The organism is Micromonospora sp. CNZ303, from assembly GCF_004345505.1.
Genome location: NZ_SLVT01000030.1, coordinates 35,918 through 57,017, shown reverse-complemented (window position 1 = coordinate 57,017; position 21,100 = coordinate 35,918). Strand labels below are relative to the sequence as shown.

Genomic DNA, 21,100 nt, shown 5'->3' with positions numbered 1-21,100 from the left:
ATACACGAGTCGATGGAGGCATGTAAACATATCGATGCCTACCTACCGGAACGACACACTCCCCCGGTCGGGCCCGGCCACGGCCGGGCCGCACCCGACGGAACGCCGGCGTCACCGCTGCGGTGACGCCGGCGTCGTACCGTTCGTCAGGGCGTGACGACCCTGCCGCCGAAGGTCACCACGAGGCGACCGTCGGACGCGAAGGACCAGCCCAGGGCGCCGGAGTACTGGGCACACCGGGATCCGTTGGTGCCGGACCAGAACTGGTTCGAGCTGTCGGAGCTACCGATGATCTTGTCGTTCGAGCCGCCGTCGCACGAGGTGTTGTTCCGGAACACCGAGGAGCCGCCGTCGAAGGTGAAGTTGCGCTCGGTGTTGCCGATGCTGGCGTTGTTCGACACCTGCATGCTGCCCAGATTGCGGTTGTAGGTGAAGCCGTGCTTGCCGTTGTCGTAGGCGATGTTGCCCCGGACGATGTGGTTCACCCCGATGTCCTCGCCGCCGAGCTTGTAGCCGTTGCGGTCGCCGGCCCCGGCCTGGCCGCCGTTGCTGAGGGTGCCGTTGTCGTAGGCGAGGGAGGACTCGATGGTCACCGCGCCGATGGCCCCGGTGTCGCTCTTCGTGTAGAGGTCGTAACCGTCGTCGATGTTGTTGTGGGCCACGGTGTAGCGGAAGACGTTGCCGGGACCGACGGTGAGCTTCGGGGCGAAACCGTCGGCGTCCTCACCGTCGGAGTCGACGTTGTCGTGCGACACGGTGCTGACCACGAGGTTGTTGGACGGCCACTGGTCGCGGGGCGCGTTGGCCACCAGCCGCGAGAGCTGAAGCCCCGAGTCCCGGTTGTGGCGGGTCACCGTACGCTCGATGATGTTGTTGTTGCCGGCGAGCAGGATGCCGTTGTCCCCGGCCCGCTCGACGACGATGCCGCGGATGTGCCAGTACGATCCGCCCAACGCGAGACCACGGTTCGCCGGGTCCTCGCTCTGGGCCGAGAAGTTCAGGATCGCGGTCTCGCCCGGGTAGGCGAAGATGTTCTTGCGCGCGCTCGACGTGCCGTTGTTGCCCTGGCCGATGGTGATGGTCTGCGAGTAGCGGTAGGTGCCGCCGCGCAGGTAGATCGTGCCGCCGGCAGCGATCCGGGCGATCGCGGAGGTGAGCGTCGTCGGGTTCGCCTGCGTGCCGGACGCGCTGTCGGTGCCGGTCGGCGCCACGTACAGCGTGCCGCTCGACGGCGGCGGGGTGGTCGGCGGTGGCGTGGTCGGCGGCGGGGTGGTCGGCGGGGGTGTCGTGGGCGGCGGGGTGGTCGGCGGGGTGGTCCCGCCCGAGGCGTACGTCTCGAACTCGGCGACCCTCGGCGTACCGGTCGAGCCGGTGATCTCGAAGTTGATCTTGCGCAGCGACGTGGCGGCGAAGTTGATGACCCCGGCCCCGTTGCCGCTGGCCAGGGTGGCGCCGGTGTCGTTGTTGACGACCCGCCAGGAGCCGATGACCCCGACGGCGCCGGCCGCCTCCCGGATGTTGATCGAGGCCACCGTGGTGGCGGTGTCCCACTTGATCGAGATGCGGCCGGTCGAGCCGGTCGGCGACCAGTAGGTGCTCATGTTGCCGTCGAGCACGTTGCCGTAGCTGGTGCCGCTGGCCTTGCTGGAGCCGTCGGAGCCGGCTCCGAGGCTGAGGTTCGTCGCGTTGACGCCGACCGATGCGGGGCTGGGGCCGCCAGCCGCACCAGACGCCTGGGTCATCGGCAGCGCCGCGGCGAGCGCGGCTGCGGCAGCCACGGCGGTGCCGCCGGCAAGAAGCTTGTGTCGCACTGTGGTTCGCACTGTTGGACTCCTCAGGAGTGAGCACGGTGCGGGGCACTACCTGCACAGCCCGACACCGCATGCGGCTTCGTGTCCGTACCCTCAGCCCGGTCAGGGATCGAAACATCGATGAAACACAGGCTAGGAAAGCGCTTGCCGGCGAGGCAAGTGCGGAGACGTGCAGGTTTGTTGCATACGGCGACGCCGGACGCCGGCGGCCCCTACAGCAAGAACGTGATGCGGGCGCTGGCGGCAGCCTCCGGGTTCCTGGCGGTGATCGTCCTGCTGGAGCCTGGCGTCGGACCCCGGCGCACCCGGCTGATCGCCTGGGCCGCCCCCGCAGGCCCGGTGAACTGGTGGGTGTGCATGCCGAGGCGTTCGGCGGCGTGGATGTTGACGGTGGTGTCGTCGATGAAGAGCACCGGTGAGGGCGAGCTCGTCGCGGCGGGGCTCACCGCCGGGCAGCAGTAGCCGCAGCTGAGGCGCGCCGGTCAGGGCGTTGGCCGCGTGCATCGAGAGCGGCATGACGGTGAGCCGACGCGGGACGAGCAGCCGGGCGACCTCCAGGCAGGCACCGCTGTCGACGACGACCGCTTCACCGTCGGCGATCAGATCGGCGACGGCCGCGGCGATTGGCGTCGTTGGTGAACCGGGGATCAGTCGACGATGCCGAAGCCGCCGGACCAGGGGACCTTCTCATTTGACGCCAGGCTTATCTGCAGGAAGCCGATAGCCTCCATCTCCCGGGCGCGCTTGAGCGAGCCGGCGTCGATCGCCTTCAGGCCACTGGCGTTGACCACGCCGACGAGGGTCGCCTTGGCGTCCGCGTCGTCACCGGCGACCAGAACCGTGGTGGTCAACGGGCCGACGGTTCCCTCGGCGAGGGTGCCGGCGAACGTGGTGTTGAATGCCTTGAGCAGTCGGGAGTTCGGCAGCTTGGCGGCGATCTCCTCGGCCGCCGAGGAGTCGGCAGGGACGGTCAGGGAGTCGAAGGTCTCGGAGTTCAGCGGGTTGGTGATGTCGACGACGATCTTGTTGTCGAATTGGCCGGGACGCTGGGCCAGCACCTGATCCACGGCCGGGTAGGGCACGGCGAGCACGACGATGTCGCCGTCGACCGGCTTGTCGGCATCCCCCTTGCCGAGCAGGTCGACCACGTTGTCGTCCCTGGTGAGAGCGGCCGTGATGGCCTGTCCCATCTTGCCGGCACCGATGATCGAGATGTGCGCCATGAAGCTTCCCAACAACTGGTCGGTGATTCAGAAAGAAGCTGCGCCCGCAGTGCACCGCGTCGCCATTTTTCCACGACCCCCGCACGTGACGGGGTGAATTGACGATCCGACGACGCTTTCCGTGGGTCGCTGTAGCCTCGCCTGGAGACGTTATCGCCACTCGCCGAGGGGATCGCGTCAGGACAGTTCGAGGACGGTGGCCGGATGGTGACGGTGGCAAAGTGGCGCGACGGGGCCATCGCTGAGGAGCACATCTGGATGTAGGGCCGTACGCGGCTCGCCACGCGCCACCGACGTCACCGTCGCCGATCCGCGTCCGTCGTCCAGAGCGGCATCAGGCCGGAGCAGTGGACGAACACATCTCCCCGGCCCCGGTGGCCTCCGGCCCGCGCGGCCGATCAGGCCGGTTCGCGGACCCCGCCGGCCTGGTCACCGTCGTCCGGCAGCGGTTCGACGGGTGCTTCCGGCAACTCGTCGGGCGTGTCGGGAAGTAGCTGCGCCGCGTCGTCGGGCACGGGCTGCCGAGGATCGAGCGGTGGATACAGCTCCGGGTCGAGATCAGGGTTGGTCATCGACCAAGTATCGGCCGCGACGGCCGTCACCGCCCGTCGGCCGCCCATCGGGCGTACGCGGCACAGGGTGGCACCGGCCAACGACGGCCTACGACGAGAGGCGCCGGGGCGGCCACCCGAGACCTGCCCTGCTTCCTGCCGCCACCCGTTGCGGATAATGCCGACGTGCGTTCGGACGTGGGTCGTGGGGATGACGCCGCTGGAGTGGATGTCGCTGGCGGCGCCGCAGGCGAGCGGACGGTGACCCGCAGCCCGTTGCGGTCCCGGACGGGTGTGGCCACAGGCGGCGGCTCGGCGTGGCGGGTCGTCGTCGGGTTCGGCGTGGTGAGCCTGGCCGCCGACATGGTGTACGAAGGCGCCCGCTCGGTGTACGGGCCGCTGCTGGCCTCACTGGGCGCCTCCGCTGTCGTCGTCGGGCTCGTCACCGGCGCCGGTGAGGCGGCGGCACTGCTGCTGCGGCTGGTGTCCGGGCCGCTTGCGGACCGGACCCGCCGGTACTGGTCGTTGACCCTCCTCGGGTACGGGCTGACCGCGGTCTGCGTACCGCTGCTCGCCTTCACGCCGCTGCTGGGCGGCGCTGGTCTGGCCGTCGCCGCCGCGTTGATCCTCGCCGAACGGCTGGGCAAGGCGGTCCGCAGCCCGGCCAAGTCGGCGCTGTTGGCCGACGCCGCCAGCCGCGTCGGGTTGGGCCGAGGTCTGGGCGTCCACAAGGCACTCGACCAGGTCGGCGCCTTCGCCGGTCCGCTGCTCGTCGCCGCGGTCGTCGCGATGGCCGCGGGGACCCTCTGGCCGGCGCTGGCCGTCCTTGCCCTGCCCGGCGTCGTCGCGATGCTCTTGCTGCTCGCCGTTCGGGCGCGTACCGACGTGCCGGCCGCGAGCAACGCACCGGCCGGCGGCACCCCCTCGGCGTCATCCGACCCGCCCGCCACCCGGGCGGCGCCCCGGACGCCGTTGCCGGCGGTGTTCCACTGGTTCGCGGCGGCGATGGCGCTGTGCACAGCCGGCCTGGTGACATTCGGGCTGATCGGCTTCCACCTCGTCCGTGCGGGCGTCGTCGCGACCGCGACGGTGCCGCTGATGTACGCGGCGGCGATGGCCGCCGGCGCGCTCGCCGCCCTCCTCACCGGCGCTCTCTACGACCGGACCGGCCCACGGGTGCTGATCGCGCTTCCGGTGCTGATCGCCGCCGTGCCCGCCCTGCTGTTCGGCGGTGGTCTGCCGCTGGCAGCGGCGGGGGTCCTGCTGTGGGGTGCCGCCGTGGGTGTGCAGGACTCCACCGTCAAGGCACTGGTCGCCGATCTCGTGCCACGGGACCGCAGAGCGACCGCGTACGGGGTGTTCGCCGCAGTGCAGGGCGCAGGGGCGCTGGCCGGCGGTGCCGCAGCCGGATTCCTGTACGAGCTCTCGCCGGCAAGTCTGACGACTGCGGTGGCCGTCACGCAGGTCATCGCCCTGGTCACGCTCGTAGGCGTCCTGACGAGCCTGACCAGGCGGTGACCCGTTTGTCGAGGCCCCGGAAGCAGCCCTGATACATCGAGCCAGAAATCTTCCCACTCCACGCCGAAAAAGACTTCCGTCGATTGAAATCGTGATTCCACGATGGAATCGGGCCACATATCGACTGTACGATCCAGCAAAACCGTCCGGACCATTCAATCGGCGCGTCGTACGCCCGCCGTAATGGCCGGAACAAAGGGAGGCTGGGAGATGAGGCTCCACCGCCACACGATCTTCGCCCGCGAGCGTCGAGCCGGAACGGCCGCCATGGCCACGCTCGCCACCACGGTCCTGCTCCTCACGGTGGCTGCCGGACCGGCCACTGCGACACCCGTCACCGAGGCGCGGTCCGGGACGACCGGCGAGATCCTCGGCACCGGCAACGCCACCGCCGTGCCCGGCAGCTACGTGGTCACCCTCAAGGACAGCGACGTTACGGTCACCGATCGGCAGGCTGGCGTGTCCCGCCTCGCCGACCGGTACGGCTTCCGCCCGGACCAGGTCTGGCGCGACGCGCTGAACGGCTTCTCCGTGCGGACCTCCGAGCTGGTGGCCCGCCGGCTGGCCGCCGACCCGGCGGTAGCGGTCGTGGAGCAGGACCGTCTGACCAGCTTGGCCACCACCCAGACGAACGCGCCGTGGAACCTCGACCGGATCGACGCACCGCTGGGACTCAGTGGCACCTACAACTTCACCAGTGTCGGGACCGGCGTCCGCGCGTACATCGTGGACAGCGGGATCCAGATCGGCCATGCCGACTTCGGCGGCCAGGCGGTGTACGGCTACGACGCCGTCGACGGCATGCTTCCGGCCAACGACTGCAGCGGGCACGGCACCCACGTCGCCGGCACCGTCGGCGGGACGACCTACGGGGCGGCCAAGAACGTCGTGCCGGTCGCGGTCAAGGTGTTCGACTGCGCCCTGCCGAGCACGCTGTCAATGTTGATCAACGGGATCAATTGGATGATCGCGAACCACCTCGCCGGGCAGCCGGCGGTGGCGAACATCGGCGTGCTGACCAGCCCCACCGTCGCGCTCAACACCGCAGTGACGAACGCGGTCGCCGACGGCATCACGGTAACTGTTCCGGCCGGCAACTCGAACGTGAGCGCCTGCACCGTCTCACCCGCCTCGGTGCCGGCCGCGCTGACCGTAGGCGCGACGTTGATGAACGACAACCGGGCAAGCTGGTCGAACTTCGGTCCCTGCCTGGACATCTTCGCTCCCGGCGATCGCATCACGTCGGCCTGGTGGAACTCGATGACCGCGACCCAGACGATCAGCGGTACGTCACACGCCGCACCGCTCGTCGCGGGCGTCGCCGCTCGGGTGCTCAGCAACAACCCGACCTGGACTCCGGCCCAGGTGGCCAGCTACCTGTTCAGCGTCGCCAACCCGGTAGTGATCAACCCGGGGGTCGGCTCGCCCAACCGTCTCCTGCACCTGTCCCCGGCGCTCTGACCCGGCCCTGACGTCCCGCCCCCGCTCGGCCCCCCTGCGCCGGCCCAGGTCGGCCGCGACATCCGGCTCCTGGGAGGCTCCCGCCCCAACCCGCAGAAGCGATCAAGGCCGTGACCAGCGTTCCGCTGGTCACGGCCTTGATCGTGTAGTGCGCCCGAAGGGACTCGCACCCCTAACCTTCTGATCCGTAGTCACGGGCCATGACAATCCCTCCGGGTTTAGCGGCGCTGCCAGAAACTCCGTTCGTCAACAAACTCTTGGATCTGTCCAGGTCCGCCGGAGTCTTCGCAGGTCCACGCCCTGCGGACCAGATTCATCCTCACTTGTCGATGGGCCATTACTCGTGCAGGACCAGCTCGGACAACGCCACCATCCAACTGACCGCCGACGTCTATCACCAGCGTCCTACCCGAATCCCAGCGTGAGGCGCGGAAGCCACCGCACGCCTGGTCCTCGACGCCGGCAAACCCGGCGAAGAGATCCGCCGTCAGTTGACCCATACCCGCGACGTATCGCACCAGCACTTGACGGAAAAGAACCCAGCAGCGACGGCACGCACCGCCACACCCGGTGGAAGCCCTCCTCAGCCACAAGCAGCGCCAAGGCCCACTCGAAACGCCGCCACGCGGGCCGCGCACGAAGGCCCCACTGACGATGTCCTATCTGAGCGGGGCCGGGCGGCATCCCGGCAAGCGGGGAAGGGCCCTGCCCTGCCACCGTGGCGCAGCGCTCACCAAGCATCCGCATGAGGTCCTGTATCGCCTCTTTGGCCGCGTGAAAGCCGTAGTCACCGCCCGATGTGTAGGCGGGTGGCTACCTCGGTTGCTGCGCGCTGGCCGGACAGGATTGCGCCGTTCATGCTGCCGGAGGTCTCGTCGGCTGTCTCGGTACCGGCCCAGTGCACGAGTCCTACCGGTTCGCGCAGCAGCTGTCCGAATGTTGTCCATGCCTTCGGTCCGACTGCCGGATTCGGCCCGCCAGGTGCGAATGCGTCGTTGCCCCAGGAGAAATCGGTGTAGTCGCTGGTGTGGCGTGCGGGCTCACCGTACAGGTGGACGAGGTGGCTGACGACGCGGCGGCGGCGCTCGTCCTCGTCGTATCCGTCGAATGCGCGTGCGTCGCAGAACACCATGAGGATGCCGGGGCCGTTGGCGTTGGGACTGACATCGAAGGTCAGGAAAACGGTCTCGTCGTCGGACATCGCTGTTCCTGAGAGGCTGCCGTCTCGCCAGAAAGGGCGGCTGTAGGCGACGAATGCCTTGCTGAGCGCTCCCAGCCGCCAGCTGCGGGAGAGGCCGTAGTGGCGCTGTGGGAGTTCCGGCGTGAACTCGATCGTCGAGCGGTGGGTCGGTGACGCCGTCACGATGACGTACCGGGCTTCGATCGTGTGGTTGCTGGTCTCGACCGTGACGCGTTCACCGACCGTGGTGATGCGTTCGGCGGGGGCGCCTACCAGCACACGGGAGCCCAGCGTGTCGGCGAGCCTCTCGACCAGCGTGTAGGTGGTGCCCAGCACCCGGTCCTGCTGGTCACCGCCTTCGACGGCGAGCATGTGTTCGATGCCGCCGAGGTTCTTGATGTATCGCAGCACGTTGAACAGGGACACGTCGCCGACGGGCGCGCCCCAGTGCACCAGGCTGAAGATGTTCATGAATTTTCGGGTGTTCTTCAAGGCGTGGTTCGCCGTCAGCCATTCTCCGAACGACATCGAGTCGAGCTGTGCGGCACGGGGGTGTTCCCAGGGGGACGAGACGGGAAGGGCGTCGACCGGCTTCTGTAGCTTGCTCGTGATTCGCCAGAGGTCGAGCATGACCCAGGGGGCCAGGGCGGTGATGCTTTCGATCCTGCGCCTGCCACCGAAGGAGATGATTCCCTTGCCCTGATGGAATTGGGGCACGAACTCGCAGCCGAGGCGGCTTGCAAGATCGCGTACCGCGGTGTGGCCTGGCGCCACCCAGGTCGCGCCGGCATCAACGCAGACACCCGCAACTTCGGTTCTGCGGATCCTTCCGCCGATCCGGTCGCGCCCTTCGAGGACGACGACGTCATGCCCCGCGCGGGCGAGTTGATCTGCCGCTGTGAGCCCTGCGAGCCCGGCACCGACGACGACGACGTCGGCGGATCGGGTGCTGGCGATGTTCATGGTCGTGCTCCTTCCGATGTCGCGATGTCTCTCGTCCAGTAGCGGGTCAACGCAGCCCTGCCCTGCCCGGCATGTGTCTGCTCTGAGTGCGGCGACGAACGCCAGGTGTCATCGCATCGATCAGGGGCGCGCGTCGGGTTCGGGTTCGGCCAGTTCGAGGAGTGCGGTGCGGGTGAGTGTGAGTTCGTCGTCGGTGATGTAGGAGACGTCGGTTGCGATGGCGGCGGCGACGCCTTCGGCGGCGAAGCGGACGGTGTGGGTCCGGCTGGCGGGTAGTCCGTCTTTGAGTAGGGTGGTGCGCCACCATTCGGCGTCGGCGCGCAGCAGTGTGGCGATCTCGGGGATTTCCTCGATGCCGGCCCAGTGGGTGAAGGGAGCGAAGGTCCGGACGGCTTCTTCGCTGCCGCCGCAGAGTGCGCGGACGTAGCCGCGCAGCAGCTTGCCGGCGCGGTTTTCGGAGATGTCGGTGTGGTGCATGACCTCGCTGCGGAAGCGGGCGATGGCATGCTCGACCACCGCGACGAGGAGCGCGTCTCGGTTGGGGAAGTGGTAGAGCACCCCGCCCTTGGAGATCTCGGCGGCGGCGGCGACGTCGGCGATGCTGAACCGCATTCCGCGCTCTTGCAGCAGCTGTTCGGTCGCGGCGATGACGGCCTGGCGGGTGCGTTCCCGGTCGCGGGTCGCTGGTCGTCTAGTGGTGTCGGCCATGCAGGGTCTCCACTTCCTTGGTCGAGGGAATCAATCGCCACGCGACGGCGGATGCCAACAGCAGGAGCACCGCAGCGACCAGGGAGGTGACCTGCATGCTCTCGGTGAAGGCGTGTTGCGCCGCGTTCATGGTGGCGGCCAGTTCGTCACCAGTTTGCGCGGCGACGGCGGCGCCGGTGGCGAGGGAGTCGGTGAAAGCGTTACGCGCGACTTCGGGTAGCCCGGCGGGTAGGTCGAGGTCGGCCCGGTAGAGGGCGTTGTGCAGCGATCCGAGCACGGCGATACCGAGGGCGACTCCCAGCTCGTAGGCGGTCTCCGACACCGATGACGCGGCGCCTGCCCGCTCCTTGGGAACGGCGCCGACGACGGCGTCAGTGGACAGCGTCATGCTCAGACCGGCGCCCAGGCCGCAGATGGACAGCGCGGCGCACAGCAGCCAGTAGCCGGAAGCATTCTCGGCGGCAGCCAGCAGGGCGAGTCCGGACGCCGAGACGATCATCGACACGGCAATGGCGCGGCCGCGACCCAGGCGGGTGAGCACGGTCGCGGCGATCGCGATGACGAGCATCGACGCAATCGTCGCGGGCAACTCCACCAGGCCCGCTTGCAGCGGGCCGAGGCCGCGGACGAGCTGCAGGTACTGCGAGAAGAAGAACAACAGACCGATGAAGCCGAAGACCGCGATCGTCTCCGCCATGACCGCTCCGGCGAACGCGGGGACCCTGAACAGGGAGATGTCCACCAGCGGATGCTCGATCCGGCGCTGCCGGCGTACGAACATTGCGCCCGCCGCGAGGCCGATCGCCGCAGTGACCGCGACGGCGGCATCGAAGCCGTCACTGGCGGCGTGCTTGATGGCATACACGATCGCGACGATCGTCACCACTGACAGCACTGCCGAGGCCAGGTCGATGCTCTTGCCCGCAGGGCCTTTCGACTCCGGCAGCAACGCGATGCCACACACCAGGACGAGCAGCATCACCGGCACGTTGATCAGGAACACCGAGCCCCACCAAAAGTTCTCCAGCAGCGCCCCGCCCACGAGCGGGCCCACCGCCGCGCCACCGGTCGCGCCGGCCGCCCACACCGCGATCGCGCTGGCCCGCTGTTTGGGGTCCTCGAACATGTTGCGCAGGATCGACAGGGTCGACGGCATGATCGTCGCGCCGAACAGGCCCAGCAGCGCTCGCGCGAGGATCAGCATCTCCGGGTTCGGCGCGAACGCGGCGGCCACCGAGGCGAGCCCGAACCCGACCGATCCGATCAGCAGCAGCTTCTTGCGCCCGATCCGGTCGGCGAGGTTACCCATCGTCACCAGCAGGCCGGCGAGCATGAACGAGTAGATGTCGCCGGTCCACAGCACCTGCGTCGAGGTGGGCAGCAGGTCCGCGGTCAGCGCCGGGATCGCCAGGACGAGCACCGTGCCGTCGACCGCCAGCAGCACGACGGCGAGCGTGAGCACCACCAGGGAGAGCCATTCGCGTCGGCCGGCGCGGCTTCGGGCGGGGGTTGCGGTCATAGCAAGAGACTATACCATCTGAACTGTTGAACCGACCGGATGGTCAGTTAAGGGTGCGGTAAGCGTGTGCTGGTAGTCGGAGCGGGGATCGCCGGGAGCGTGGCGGCGTTGTCCATGCGCCGGGTCGGGCACAAGGTGACGGTCGTCGACGCGGTCGCCGAGCCCTACCGCGAGGGCTATCAGATCCAACTCGATCGCACGGCCCGGCAGCTGCTTGAAGGCTTGGGGGCCAGGGGACGTCATCGAGCGGGTGAGCGAAACTCCCCGGATATCCGCATCACGCGCGAAGGTCGCAACCTGGGCAAGCTACGCCCTGTGGGGTACCGGCTCGCGCGTCGCGGCGAGCTGGTGAGCGCTATCTACCGTTACGCCTCGACGGTCGTTCCCGTCCGCTTCGGGTGCCGCCTGACCGCGATCGGACAGTCGTCTATCTCAACGGTTACACCAGCGTCTGGATCGACGTGCCGGCCAGCGCCGCACGGCGCGACAGCGCAGACCCTCTACTCGGCGCCGGCAACATCAGACGTGCTCCGCGTAGCGGCCGGTCCAGCCGCCGGGTCAGCAGACCGGAGTTGATCCCTCCACCAGTGCCCCCGACCGCGCCTTCCACCTGCTGTCCCGGACCACCGAGCCAGCACAGCAGGCCCGCCCTGCCACAGCGCCCGCCGGACGTGACCGGGCCGCGACGGGTGCTGTGCTGGTTCTTCGCCTCCCACTGGCTCCCGCCAGGTCGTCGCCAGCCTTCGGTGTGACCCGGTCGTCGTTGTCGCGGCTCGGGTCTGTCGGGTCGAGGAAGACGACTTCGACGTCCCGCACCCGTGAAGGGGCGCCGCCGTCGCCATACCGCTCGCTGCGAACGAGATCCCGGATAACGCCCGCGCCGATCCAGGCATTCGGCAAGCCGGAATCCCGCACGACACCGGCCAACGGCTGCGCCGGGCCAGGTCACGCAGCTCTCTTTCCCGCACAGACCCAGGCCAATACCGCATCGGGTGTGTGGACTCGTCGACGGCCGCCGCGTCGCGCTCACCCTCGGAGACCACTCCTTTCAGGTCTGGAGCATGGACGACCATCAGCAGATGGGCGACCCGTTCACCGTCCCGGACGTTGGTTCGGTGTGGGGAGGCATCGCCTACGGGGTGATGAGGAAGCGCCCGGTGGCGGTCGTTGTCGGCGGTGGTCTACGGGTGTGGGACCTGGTGGAGCGACGGCAGCTCAGCCACACCAGCGTCAACCTGGGTCTTTGTGATGTCGCCTGCACACAGCTCAACGGCGAGCTAATCGCGGTAACCGGTGGTTACGATCAGACCGTACAGGTCTGGCATGCGGCAACCGGAAGGCGGCTCAGCGGCCCGATGCGCGGCCACACCTCCGTCATCAGATCCGTGGCCTGTGGGGCGATGCACGGCCGCCCGATCGCCGTTACCGCCAGCGAGGACCACACCGTTCGAATCTGGGACCTAGACCGGTGCCAGCAGATTGGCCAGCCGCTCCGCGGCCACGACTCCGAGGTCGAGGCGGTCGCATACGGAGTCCTCGGCAGCCGGCCGATCGCCGTTTCCGGCGGCAGGGATGGCACCGTCCGGCTATGGAATCTCGACGATCCCGACCGACCGGCGGCGACGTTGGTCGGTCACGACAGCAGGGTGCATGCCGTCGCACTCGCCAAGGTATCCGGGCAGATCATCGCGATCAGCGGCGGCAAGGACGTGCGGGTGTGGGACGTCCGACGACGCCTACAGCTCGGAGCACCGCTGTTCGACGGCCGCGACATCGGCATCATCTCCTCGATCGCCTGCGGCACCCGGCATGGCGGCACGATCGTGCTCGCGGCGAGTGCCAGCGAGCGGGTCCGGGTCTGGGACCTGAACGTCCACCGGGACCTGGGCTCAGTCACACCGGACAGGTACCCCTCCGAACTCCCCACGAGCTGGACCGATCCCACCACCGGCGATGTCTACGATCTGACCTGCGAGCTCGTCGACGCCTACGGCAGCGCCTGGGAACTCGTCGACTACGACGGCGGAGGCATCAGATCGCAGCATCGGTCATGGCACAAACAACCGTCATCGACGCTCAAGGGATCGCAACCGTGCACCAGGTCGTTAGATTGTGGGGGTGACGACTGCACCCCGAGAGGCGGAGACGCGCATTGGTCCGATCGGCGCACTGCTTTGCCGAGTGATGTTCTTGGCGATCTGTCTGCCCGGACCGGCCCTGCTGTTCGTCGTCGTGTCGCAGGGCCGGAGCCTGGCTGCCGCAGACTTCTGGGGCCTGCTCGTCGGGGGCCTACTGGCGACGATCGTCGGTGGCGGCTTCGGAGTTTGGGGCTTGCGGCTGGTCACTCGCTCGCGCCGCGACGCGCGCCAGCTCGCCGCTACCGGTGTCGCCGCAACGGCGGAGATCCTCACCGTGTCCAATTACCTTGGTGGGGAGGATCCCGGGTTGAAGCTCCGCCTGCGGATCAGTGGTACTGGGTTCGCCACCTTCGAGGCCGAGACAATCCGCGCTGATGACCCGGCCCTCGCGCCTGGAGCGGTTCTGGCTGCGGTCGTGGACCCGGAGGAACGTGTCTTCTCGTTCGTGTAGCCGTCCTGCCTCTGCTGGCGAGACAGCCCTCACGGCGGAGAAGCCGACAGCCACCGCCATCACGGCCCTCCGGAACCGGGTCACCGCCGAGCAGGCGAAACACAAATTTGCTCGTCGCCGATCCCCAAGCGCGCACCGACGGTCATCTCGCCCAACAGCCCGGCCCCCACCACCTAAGGCAGTCTTCACGACTGGGGCCTGATACCAGCCTCGACGATCCCGTCAGCAATGACGGCCTCGATCGGTAACCACCTCGAGGGGTCGCGCCGTCGACGGCCAAGTCAGCCGCACGCTGGTATCCCGTCTGCACGATTAGGAAGCGGCAATCGAAATCCTCCTCGCTTAGCGTCGAGGTGGCCTTCGCGATGTTCTTCCTATGCTCGTTGAGACGGTCGAACAGGCTGGTTCCCTGGCTGACCGCGTCCTTCGCCGCGACGTCCTTAGGGTCGGCCTTGCCGACGTAGATCGGTTGTTCCGTGCCGGAGAGCAGTGAGTAAGCGTCGAAGGGGCTCCTGTAGTAGAGCGCGTAGACGCCGACACCGTAGAAGGGCTGAAGTGAGACCAGCGGATGCCGCCGCTGGGCGATCGTCGTGAGTGCGACGATGCGACCAGTCGTGGCCGGCGCGCTGGGATCGAAAAGGCTGCTCGGTTTCAAGACTGGATCAAGACGGCCTACTGCCTGTTCGAGTCGGCTCACCTCGGCGTCGTACGGGAGCATCTCACGTCGTGCGCCCTAGCTTGCTCTACGTACACTCTGTCCTGCGAGGAGCCGGATCACCTAGCCCGCGCGCTGCTGTGGAATCGGTGCTGTCTGTTAGAACGGGGAGCTGCGTGGGCTACGAGGGCGAAGAGAAAGTCGAGGCGGCCGTTCCCGGTCCCGGAGCGGAGGCGTACGAGGGCAACGAGCTGCTGCACATAGCGTCCACGATGCCGGACACGGACATCGACGTGGTGCGTCGGCGCATCGGGGAGATGGACAACTTCAGGGAACTTGCCACTGACGCGCTCGACGTTCTGGAACGGCATCACCACGCCACGCTCGAGGCCAACAGCCAAAGTCAGGAGTCGTTCCACCATGCCTGCCAGGACACTCGGGACATTTTCCGGGATGTGCTCGCGCAAGACCTGGAATGGGAGCAGCAGCGGCACGTGCTCGACCTACTGATGCAGCTTGTGCAGATGGAAGGCGCAAAGGACACCGAGAGCAGGAACATGCTCAGCTCGCTCTCCGACAGGCTGTCCAACAAGATGGTGGTGATCGGCGGTATCGCCATCACCGCAACTGCTGTAGCCGTGACGGTCGTCGCTCCCAAGGCGGCGCGGCAGATCGCACAGGCCCTACGCAGAGGCTGACCTCGAACACGATCTTGGTCAGCCAGCGGGCCGCGCTACAAGCCGAAACTTGATCGCCGTACATGCCGACATCGGCTGATTCACCGGTGCGCGTGCCCGGCGGTGAGCTGACACGCCCCGCTACCCGCCGCTTCGCAGCGGCGACGGCTGGGCAAAATCCCCTTCCGACCGACGCTCGCCGCGCGGACAACTCGGAAGGGTCGCCCCCACCGCACGACCGCATGACGGCCCCCGACCGAACAGCCCGCCCGGACCCGCCGTACACCAGCAGACCGTTACCGGCAGTTGTGGCATAGAACGGAAAATACCCCCGCCGAAACAGAGGAGCACCAACGGAGTACCAGACGTCCGCATCGCGGAAGATCAAGGCACATGCTGGGAAACGATCGAGGGCCGTGACCAGCGTTTCCGCTGGTCACGGCCCTCGATCGTGACGTGCGCCCGAAGGGACTCGAACCCCTAACCTTCTGATCCGTAGTCCGAACCCGTCAGATTCTCTCTACTCTGCGTAATCATCACTTCGTACGTATCGCTCAGTGCTGTTGCGTGCCGAAACAAGCGGCTGAGTATCTGCTGGTTAGGGCGTTACCGCGAGTGGAGTGCGACGTCCTGCGGGGCGACGATCGGCCGTGCAGGACATGCTGTGCTGGTTTTGTTCCGCGCGTGCTGGTCATGCGCCGAACATCCGAGCACCAACGGAGCACCATCACAGTTGGTAACCACCGGCAGCGGGCCATCGTCGTGCTACAGCGGAGCGATCCGCTCGTCTTCGGCGGCCTTCTGAGCTCGGCCTCGTCCATCCGAGCCACTGGTAGATCGGTCACGTTTGGCCCGGCGGTAATGATCGCGCGGTCGGTGGATCCGGGGTACGAGGCGCAGCGGTCCGCCAGCCTGGTCGGGCTGGGTGGGGACGGGTACCACAAGTCGAGCTGCGTGGTAAACGATTCGACGACTGGTTGGGGGCTGGCATCCTAGTTCCGGCCCCCCGTCCCTAGGAGGGCGTTGTTCGTGTCGATGATCATCAGTCTGACGAGGCTGGAGCGGTGGCTGCGGGAACAGGCCCCAACGACCTGCGAGTCACTACGCCCGTCCGCCACGATCGAAGCCATCGACTCGATGGCCCACCAACTTGGCGTGCGAGTCCTGCCCGATCTCAAACGCCTCTGGTTATGGCACGACGGCAGCGCAGGCCCCCTCGTACCCTGCAGCCCGGCCACTACTTCCTCGGCGTCGACAATGCTCTGGGTGAGTGGCGCAGCCGCACCGAGATCATCGGTGATCGCAACGATCTTCGATCGTGGAACCCACAGTGGGTACCCATCACCTCGGACACGGCAGGCAACCACATTGTCGTTGATCACCGACCCGGTCCGGAGCTCGGAAGCCTGTTCCTGGCCGATCTACAGAACGGTCCGATGCAGCAACGTGGATGGCCATCGCTCACCGACCTGATCGACAACCTCTACGACGCGTTAACCCAAGGCGCGACGGTCGATGGACATCGCCCACACATCACCGAGGAGAGGCGATTGGCGTGGACCTTCTCCCCGAGCTGAACCAGGCGCTGTGCCGGTCCGGCTCCAACGTCGGAACCCTCGCCGAACCGATCACCGCCAACACCCATCCCGGCCTCGGATAACTCACTGCCACCCCCGCAGCACTGTGGGTCTTGGACAAACTTAACCGCCTCATCGACAGGTGACAGCTGCGGAGACAGGCTTGGACTCGCCGAGCCCGAGCAGCCACCGAGCAGCCACGATCGCCATACGGGGCGGATGACCCACGCGGACCGGGAGGATCGCCGGGCGCTATCGCGTAGCTGGCAGTAGATCCCGCGATGGGGTCGCACCATGCTGCGTCAGGGGTGGCCCAAGCAGTCTGGCCGTCGATTCGGTCAATCCAGGTCAGCGGCCCATCAGTCCACACGTCACCGCCGGAAGTCGCGGCCCGCATCCGACACTAGTGGTGATTCACCTCCGACTGACGCGCCAGGGCGCTGCTGGCGGTCACGGTCGTGGCCGGATCTGCCAGCATCAACTTCCAAAGGTTGCACAGAGACAACCCGAATAGCGGACGTGCTGCGGCCGTCCGTGATCCGTTCAGCTGCGATCATGGGCCTCCTGACTAGCGGGAGCCTTCATGTTTGTTTCCGATATCATGATCAACAATTATCGATCGTGTCGGCAGGTCCGGGTCCGACTTCGCCCCGAAGTCACCGTTCTCGCTGGTGAGAACAACGCCGGCAAGACCACGGTAATCGACAGCCTGCGCCAACTCACGGATGCCCTTGATGGGCGGCGTGGCTCGTCACTGACCGAAGGCGACCTGTTCGACGGCTGCGCACCTGGCGACCAGTTGCAGGTGCGAGCCATTCTTGCCGACATCGACCCCAATCATGCCGGCACCTATCGCGAGGCGTTCCTTTCTGGTGCCACAGCCGATGGGAAACGGTCGGCTTGCTGGTCACTGACCTACACCCGGCCGCCGCTCGGTCGTCGGCGGGGCACCACGACATGGCACATAGGCGAAGGCAGGGAATCCGGCAGCGAACCCGTCCTACGCAGCGCGATCCGGCACGTGCACCTGCCCGCGCTACGGGACGCCGTCCGTGACCTCGGCGTCGCCGGCGGAGCCCGGATCCGGGTGATGCTGGAGGCATTACTTGGTGGGCAGGGACAGGTTGACGAGTTCGTAGAACGTGCTGGCGGCCACCTCACCGCGATCGCGCAAGACGAGGCGGTCCGGGCCGTCGGGTCCGCGGTCAGCGTGCCGCTTGGCGCGATCACATCAGGAGCGCACCGCCAGCAAGCCGGTCTGACGGTTACCGACGCCAGCCTGGCCTCGATCTCCCGGGCGCTGCGGATGCTGCTCGGCGACGCCGAGTTGCCGCTGACTGCCTCGATCGATAACTCCGGGCTGGGATACGCAAACGCGCTCTACATCGCCACAGTGTTGGCAGAACTTGAGACCGCACGTGAGTCCGACCTGACGCTGCTGTTGATTGAGGAGCCCGAGGCTCACCTGCATCCGCAGTTGCAGACCCTTTTGCTGCGCTACTTGAAACGACGGGCGGCTGCGTCCCGCCAGCGTGCCGGGGACGATCCGTCTCAGCCGGCAGGGCACATCCAGGTCGTACTGACCACTCACTCGCCAGTGCTGTCCGCGGCGGTGAGCGTCGAGGATCTTGTCGTGATGACCCGCGGCCCTCGCTCGGAGGCCTCGGGGTGGCATGCCCGGGCCGTGGCAGTCGCCGACATGGGTTTGAGGCCCAAGCAAATTAAGCAGCTCGATCGGTACCTCGATGTCACCAAGAGCGCGATGCTCTACGCGGCGCGAACCATTCTCGTCGAAGGACTGTCCGAGGCGCTGCTACTGCCCGCGCTCGCCAACCTAGTGCTCGCCGCTCCAGCCAATGCCGACCAACCGCAACGGCAGGCAGCCCAGGATGCGATCGACCGATTCCACGGCTCGACGATGATCTTGGTCGACGGCGTGGGGTTCGGCTCCTACATGAAGGTTCTGCTGACCTCCGTTGGCGGGGTCCGGGTCGGCCAACGGATTGCGGTGATCACCGACACCGACAAGCCTACCGGCGACGAGGAACCGACCCGGGTCAAGGACGCCCGCGCGTTGGCCATGCGGCTCGGCGCCGGAACCGACGTCATCGATTGGTTCCTGGCACCGCACACCCTCGAGCCGACTCTGATGTGTCCGGAGAACGAGGATCTTCTACACCAGGCGTTCCTGGAGTGTGCGCCGCTTTCGGAACACCGGTGGAAGGCAATTGCCGAAGCCCCCGTCGGACAGCGGCCGGAGCTGTTCCGGCGGCTGTTCCTCTCCAAGGATGAGGATCCGGCGGCCAGGGGCACACCGATCTCCAAACCCGAGTTCGCGCATTGCCTGGCGGACCGGTTGGTGCCGGGATGCGGCTTTGTCGTGCCTGACAATCTGGTGCGAGCGATCCGATACGTCGCCGACGCGTCGCAGCCAATCGCGCCGCCCGCAGCCCGATGACCTCCATCCTCGAGCAGGCCGTCGCGGCGCAGGAAGAGGCGATCACCGCAGCGGCGCCATTGTTCGTCCGCGCATGCCCGGGTGCCGGTAAGACACACGTTATCGTCTCCCGGCATCTACGTGGTCCAACCGTTGCGCTGCGTCACGGACGGGCGCTGCTTTCCTTCACCCGCGCGGCCTCCACGCAGATGCGCCGCCGCTGTCACCGCGAGGGTCGGCCCGAGGCGACCGCCTTTCCCCACTACATCGGTACCCTCGACGCCTTCATTTGGGATGTCCTAGTGTCCCCACACCTGACGGCAAGCAAGCCACTGCGTCTGCTCGACACATGGGACCGCGTCCAAGCCGAGGTAAGACTCGATCGCACGATGCCGCTGAGCGGGTTTACTTTCCAGCGCAATCCGGTCAATAAGCAAGATTCAGTCCGTCGGGACCTGCTCTCGCGGGACCACGAGCGGGTCGTGAATGACAGCAGCTATTCCTGGGATATCTGGGAAAAGGCGGCGCTCGACGCCCGAAGGGAGCAGTATCAGGCTGGCTACGTTACCGGTCATGAAAGCCGGATTCTGGCGCTGATGCATCTTGACGCCGGGGAGAATGTTGCCGGTCCGCTGCGTTCACGGTTCACGGAAATTGTCGTCGACGAAGCCCAGGACTGCTCCATTACGGATCTCGCGATCCTCGAAAAGCTGCACAGCATTGGCATCCCTCTGGTAGTCGTCGCCGATCCCGACCAGTCGATCTACGGATGGCGTGACGCCGACCTGTCACACCTGCACGCCCTCGAAGCCGAACTCGGCCGGACCGTCGAACTAAACGGCAACTGGCGAAGCTCCCCCACAATCTGCCGATTCGCTGCCACCCTGCGCTCAGGCAACCGACCGCCCGACGACGCGGTCCGGCCGCCACAGATCGATTCGCCCGTGATCCTGCTGCCCACCACCTTCCCGAAAGGGGGCATGCCGCGGCACGTGCCCACCGACCGGCCGGTCGTCAACGTGTTTCTCGACCACGCACGAGACTACGAAGTCGATGCCTCAGACTGCCTCATCACCGCATACAAGCGGACACATCTGCCGGTAAAGAACCGGCGCCCGGACGGGAACACCGCGACCATGCTCGCCCATGCCAGACGCATCGTGCATTCAGCAACCGCTGACCAGGCCCTCGCCGATGACGCCTGCCGGATTGGGGCAAGGCTGCTGCTGCGGTACTGGTTTCCGGACGCCCCTTCGCAGGGGAGCATAGAGGCCCGCTGTGCAGCGGCTAACGTCGACTACGGCGACATTGTCCGACGCGCATACGGGTTCCTGTACGCGCTACCCGAACCGAACGCCAACTGGTTCAAGGACGTAAACTTGAAACTCAAGGCCTGGCGCCGGCCGCCTGGAGCGGCTCCCCGCGGCGTGATCGGCCAGCTGCGTGGTAAGGCGGAGGGCCCGCGTGCTACCAGCACGGCGGCCGTGCTGTTCCGGTCCGACAACATCCATCAGGTCAAAGGCGATGAACACTCAGGAGTATTGCTGCTCGTGCCGGACGATGACGCGAGCGTCCGCTGGATCGGCGGCGATCCGGCTGCAGACGAATTGCTGCGCAACTGGTACGTGGCGGTGACCAGAGCACAGCGATTAATTGCCGTCGGCATTCCGCAGGATCACCTCGACGCGCTCGCCCGGCACTTGCATGCCCGACAGATACCGGTCCTGATTGGATGATCAGCATCGGACAAACAACATGACGATCGGGCTGCCGCAGAGTGAATGCGACGATATCCGTGGGCGGGCCGGGCTACGAAACGGTTGCACGTATGCCCGGGTACCCGGTACCGGCTTATGCCCGCTGGGCCGCCAGTTGCCGGATAGCGGTGGGATCGGATTCCGCCACGTATCGGTAGCTTTGCGGGGGGTGGAAGGCTCGGTTGCTTCTCAGGTCGTGTAGTGGCAGCGGTGCGCCTAGGGGTGATGCTTTGGCGAGGAAGAGCAGGCAGGCGGTGTCAGTCCCGGCCAGGTAGTCATCGAACTCGTGTCGGTTGATGCCCATAGCGTGTCCGTGGCTGGTCCAGGCGTCCTGCACGTTGAGTGTTTCGGATCGTTCGAGCTGTGCGGTTCCCACGACGGCCATTACCGGTGAGCTGGCGTACAGGACGACGGGTGATCCCTCACGGGCGGCGACGCGGCGGCGTCGCACCTCGACTGTTTTTTGTCCTGAGA

At 67.0% G+C, this 21,100-nt stretch carries 17 protein-coding genes and 1 pseudogene; 9 read left to right on the top strand and 9 right to left on the bottom strand.

Annotated elements, in window-relative coordinates; all coding sequences use genetic code 11:
• Window positions 1-146: 146 nt before the first annotated feature.
• Window positions 147-1,823: a cellulose-binding protein gene (locus EV374_RS30685; RefSeq protein ID WP_486486047.1), complete on the bottom strand. Its 1,677-nt coding sequence runs from the start codon at window positions 1,821-1,823 to the stop codon at window positions 147-149.
• Between the two features lie 165 nt (window positions 1,824-1,988).
• Between EV374_RS30685 and EV374_RS33060 the strand changes: the two genes are divergently transcribed.
• Window positions 1,989-2,273, top strand: coding sequence for a hypothetical protein (locus tag EV374_RS33060; protein WP_207914676.1), 285 nt, complete (start codon window positions 1,989-1,991; stop codon window positions 2,271-2,273).
• Here the strand turns inward: EV374_RS33060 and EV374_RS33055 are convergent.
• From EV374_RS33055 to EV374_RS32815, 3 genes and pseudogenes are all read right to left on the bottom strand, one after another.
• Window positions 2,217-2,435: pseudogene (locus tag EV374_RS33055) on the bottom strand (decarboxylase); the annotation flags it as partial. The gene EV374_RS33060 and the pseudogene EV374_RS33055 sit on opposite strands and share 57 nt — an antisense overlap.
• A 23-nt stretch (window positions 2,436-2,458) precedes the next feature.
• Entirely contained in the window at window positions 2,459-3,034 is a 576-nt protein-coding gene (locus tag EV374_RS30675) for an NADPH-dependent F420 reductase (RefSeq protein ID WP_132240650.1), read from the bottom strand.
• A 398-nt stretch (window positions 3,035-3,432) separates the two neighbouring features.
• Window positions 3,433-3,606, bottom strand: a complete 174-nt coding sequence (locus EV374_RS32815; protein ID WP_165947950.1) for a hypothetical protein — start codon at window positions 3,604-3,606, stop codon at window positions 3,433-3,435.
• A gap of 240 nt (window positions 3,607-3,846) precedes the next feature.
• Between EV374_RS32815 and EV374_RS30670 the strand changes: the two genes are divergently transcribed.
• Window positions 3,847-5,103 (top strand): MFS transporter, encoded by a 1,257-nt coding sequence (locus tag EV374_RS30670; protein ID WP_486486046.1) that lies wholly within the window; start codon window positions 3,847-3,849, stop codon window positions 5,101-5,103.
• Window positions 5,104-5,313: 210 nt separating this feature from the next.
• On the top strand, window positions 5,314-6,564 hold the full coding sequence (locus tag EV374_RS30665; protein ID WP_132240649.1) for a S8 family serine peptidase: 1,251 nt from the start codon (window positions 5,314-5,316) through the stop codon (window positions 6,562-6,564).
• 787 nt (window positions 6,565-7,351) lie between these two features.
• On the opposite strand, the gene EV374_RS30660 is transcribed toward EV374_RS30665, so the two are convergent.
• The 3 genes from EV374_RS30660 to EV374_RS30650 all read right to left on the bottom strand — a co-directional run bounded on the left by EV374_RS30660 (window position 7,352) and on the right by EV374_RS30650 (window position 10,934).
• On the bottom strand, window positions 7,352-8,725 hold the full coding sequence (locus tag EV374_RS30660) for a flavin monoamine oxidase family protein (RefSeq protein ID WP_486486050.1): 1,374 nt from the start codon (window positions 8,723-8,725) through the stop codon (window positions 7,352-7,354).
• Window positions 8,726-8,827: 102 nt separating this feature from the next.
• Window positions 8,828-9,415, bottom strand: a complete 588-nt coding sequence (locus EV374_RS30655) for a TetR/AcrR family transcriptional regulator (RefSeq protein WP_132240647.1) — start codon at window positions 9,413-9,415, stop codon at window positions 8,828-8,830.
• Entirely contained in the window at window positions 9,399-10,934 is a 1,536-nt protein-coding gene (locus EV374_RS30650; protein ID WP_132240646.1) for an MFS transporter, read from the bottom strand. Before EV374_RS30650 ends, EV374_RS30655 begins: the two co-directional genes overlap by 17 nt.
• A gap of 66 nt (window positions 10,935-11,000) precedes the next feature.
• On the opposite strand from EV374_RS30650, the gene EV374_RS30645 reads away from it, so the two are divergent.
• Entirely contained in the window at window positions 11,001-11,510 is a 510-nt protein-coding gene (locus tag EV374_RS30645; RefSeq protein WP_132240645.1) for an NAD(P)-binding protein, read from the top strand.
• Here the strand turns inward: EV374_RS30645 and EV374_RS30640 are convergent.
• Complete coding sequence (locus tag EV374_RS30640; protein WP_486486049.1) at window positions 11,493-11,849, bottom strand: nucleotidyltransferase family protein; 357 nt, start codon at window positions 11,847-11,849, stop codon at window positions 11,493-11,495. The two genes, EV374_RS30645 and EV374_RS30640, sit on opposite strands and share 18 nt — an antisense overlap.
• Before the next feature lie 146 nt (window positions 11,850-11,995).
• Between EV374_RS30640 and EV374_RS30635 the strand changes: the two genes are divergently transcribed.
• A complete protein-coding gene (locus EV374_RS30635; protein WP_132240643.1) occupies window positions 11,996-13,447 on the top strand; it encodes a WD40 repeat domain-containing protein in 1,452 nt (483 codons plus the stop codon).
• Window positions 13,448-13,665: 218 nt separating this feature from the next.
• Here the strand turns inward: EV374_RS30635 and EV374_RS30630 are convergent, their stop codons facing one another.
• Window positions 13,666-14,241 (bottom strand): Eco29kI family restriction endonuclease, encoded by a 576-nt coding sequence (locus tag EV374_RS30630; RefSeq protein ID WP_132240642.1) that lies wholly within the window; start codon window positions 14,239-14,241, stop codon window positions 13,666-13,668.
• Between the two features lie 113 nt (window positions 14,242-14,354).
• Between EV374_RS30630 and EV374_RS30625 the strand changes: the two genes are divergently transcribed.
• The 4 genes from EV374_RS30625 (at window position 14,355) to EV374_RS30610 (ending at window position 20,605) form a co-directional block, all read left to right on the top strand.
• Window positions 14,355-14,876, top strand: coding sequence for a hypothetical protein (locus tag EV374_RS30625; RefSeq protein ID WP_132240641.1), 522 nt, complete (start codon window positions 14,355-14,357; stop codon window positions 14,874-14,876).
• Window positions 14,877-16,045: 1,169 nt separating this feature from the next.
• Entirely contained in the window at window positions 16,046-16,432 is a 387-nt protein-coding gene (locus EV374_RS30620) for an SMI1/KNR4 family protein (protein WP_132240640.1), read from the top strand.
• A gap of 583 nt (window positions 16,433-17,015) precedes the next feature.
• Window positions 17,016-18,890: an AAA family ATPase gene (locus EV374_RS30615; RefSeq protein ID WP_132240639.1), complete on the top strand. Its 1,875-nt coding sequence runs from the start codon at window positions 17,016-17,018 to the stop codon at window positions 18,888-18,890.
• Window positions 18,887-20,605 carry a UvrD-helicase domain-containing protein gene (locus tag EV374_RS30610; protein WP_132240638.1) on the top strand — a complete coding sequence of 573 codons (1,719 nt, stop codon included), beginning with the start codon at window positions 18,887-18,889 and terminating at the stop codon, window positions 20,603-20,605. Before EV374_RS30615 ends, EV374_RS30610 begins: the two co-directional genes overlap by 4 nt.
• Window positions 20,606-21,100 lie beyond the last annotated feature (495 nt).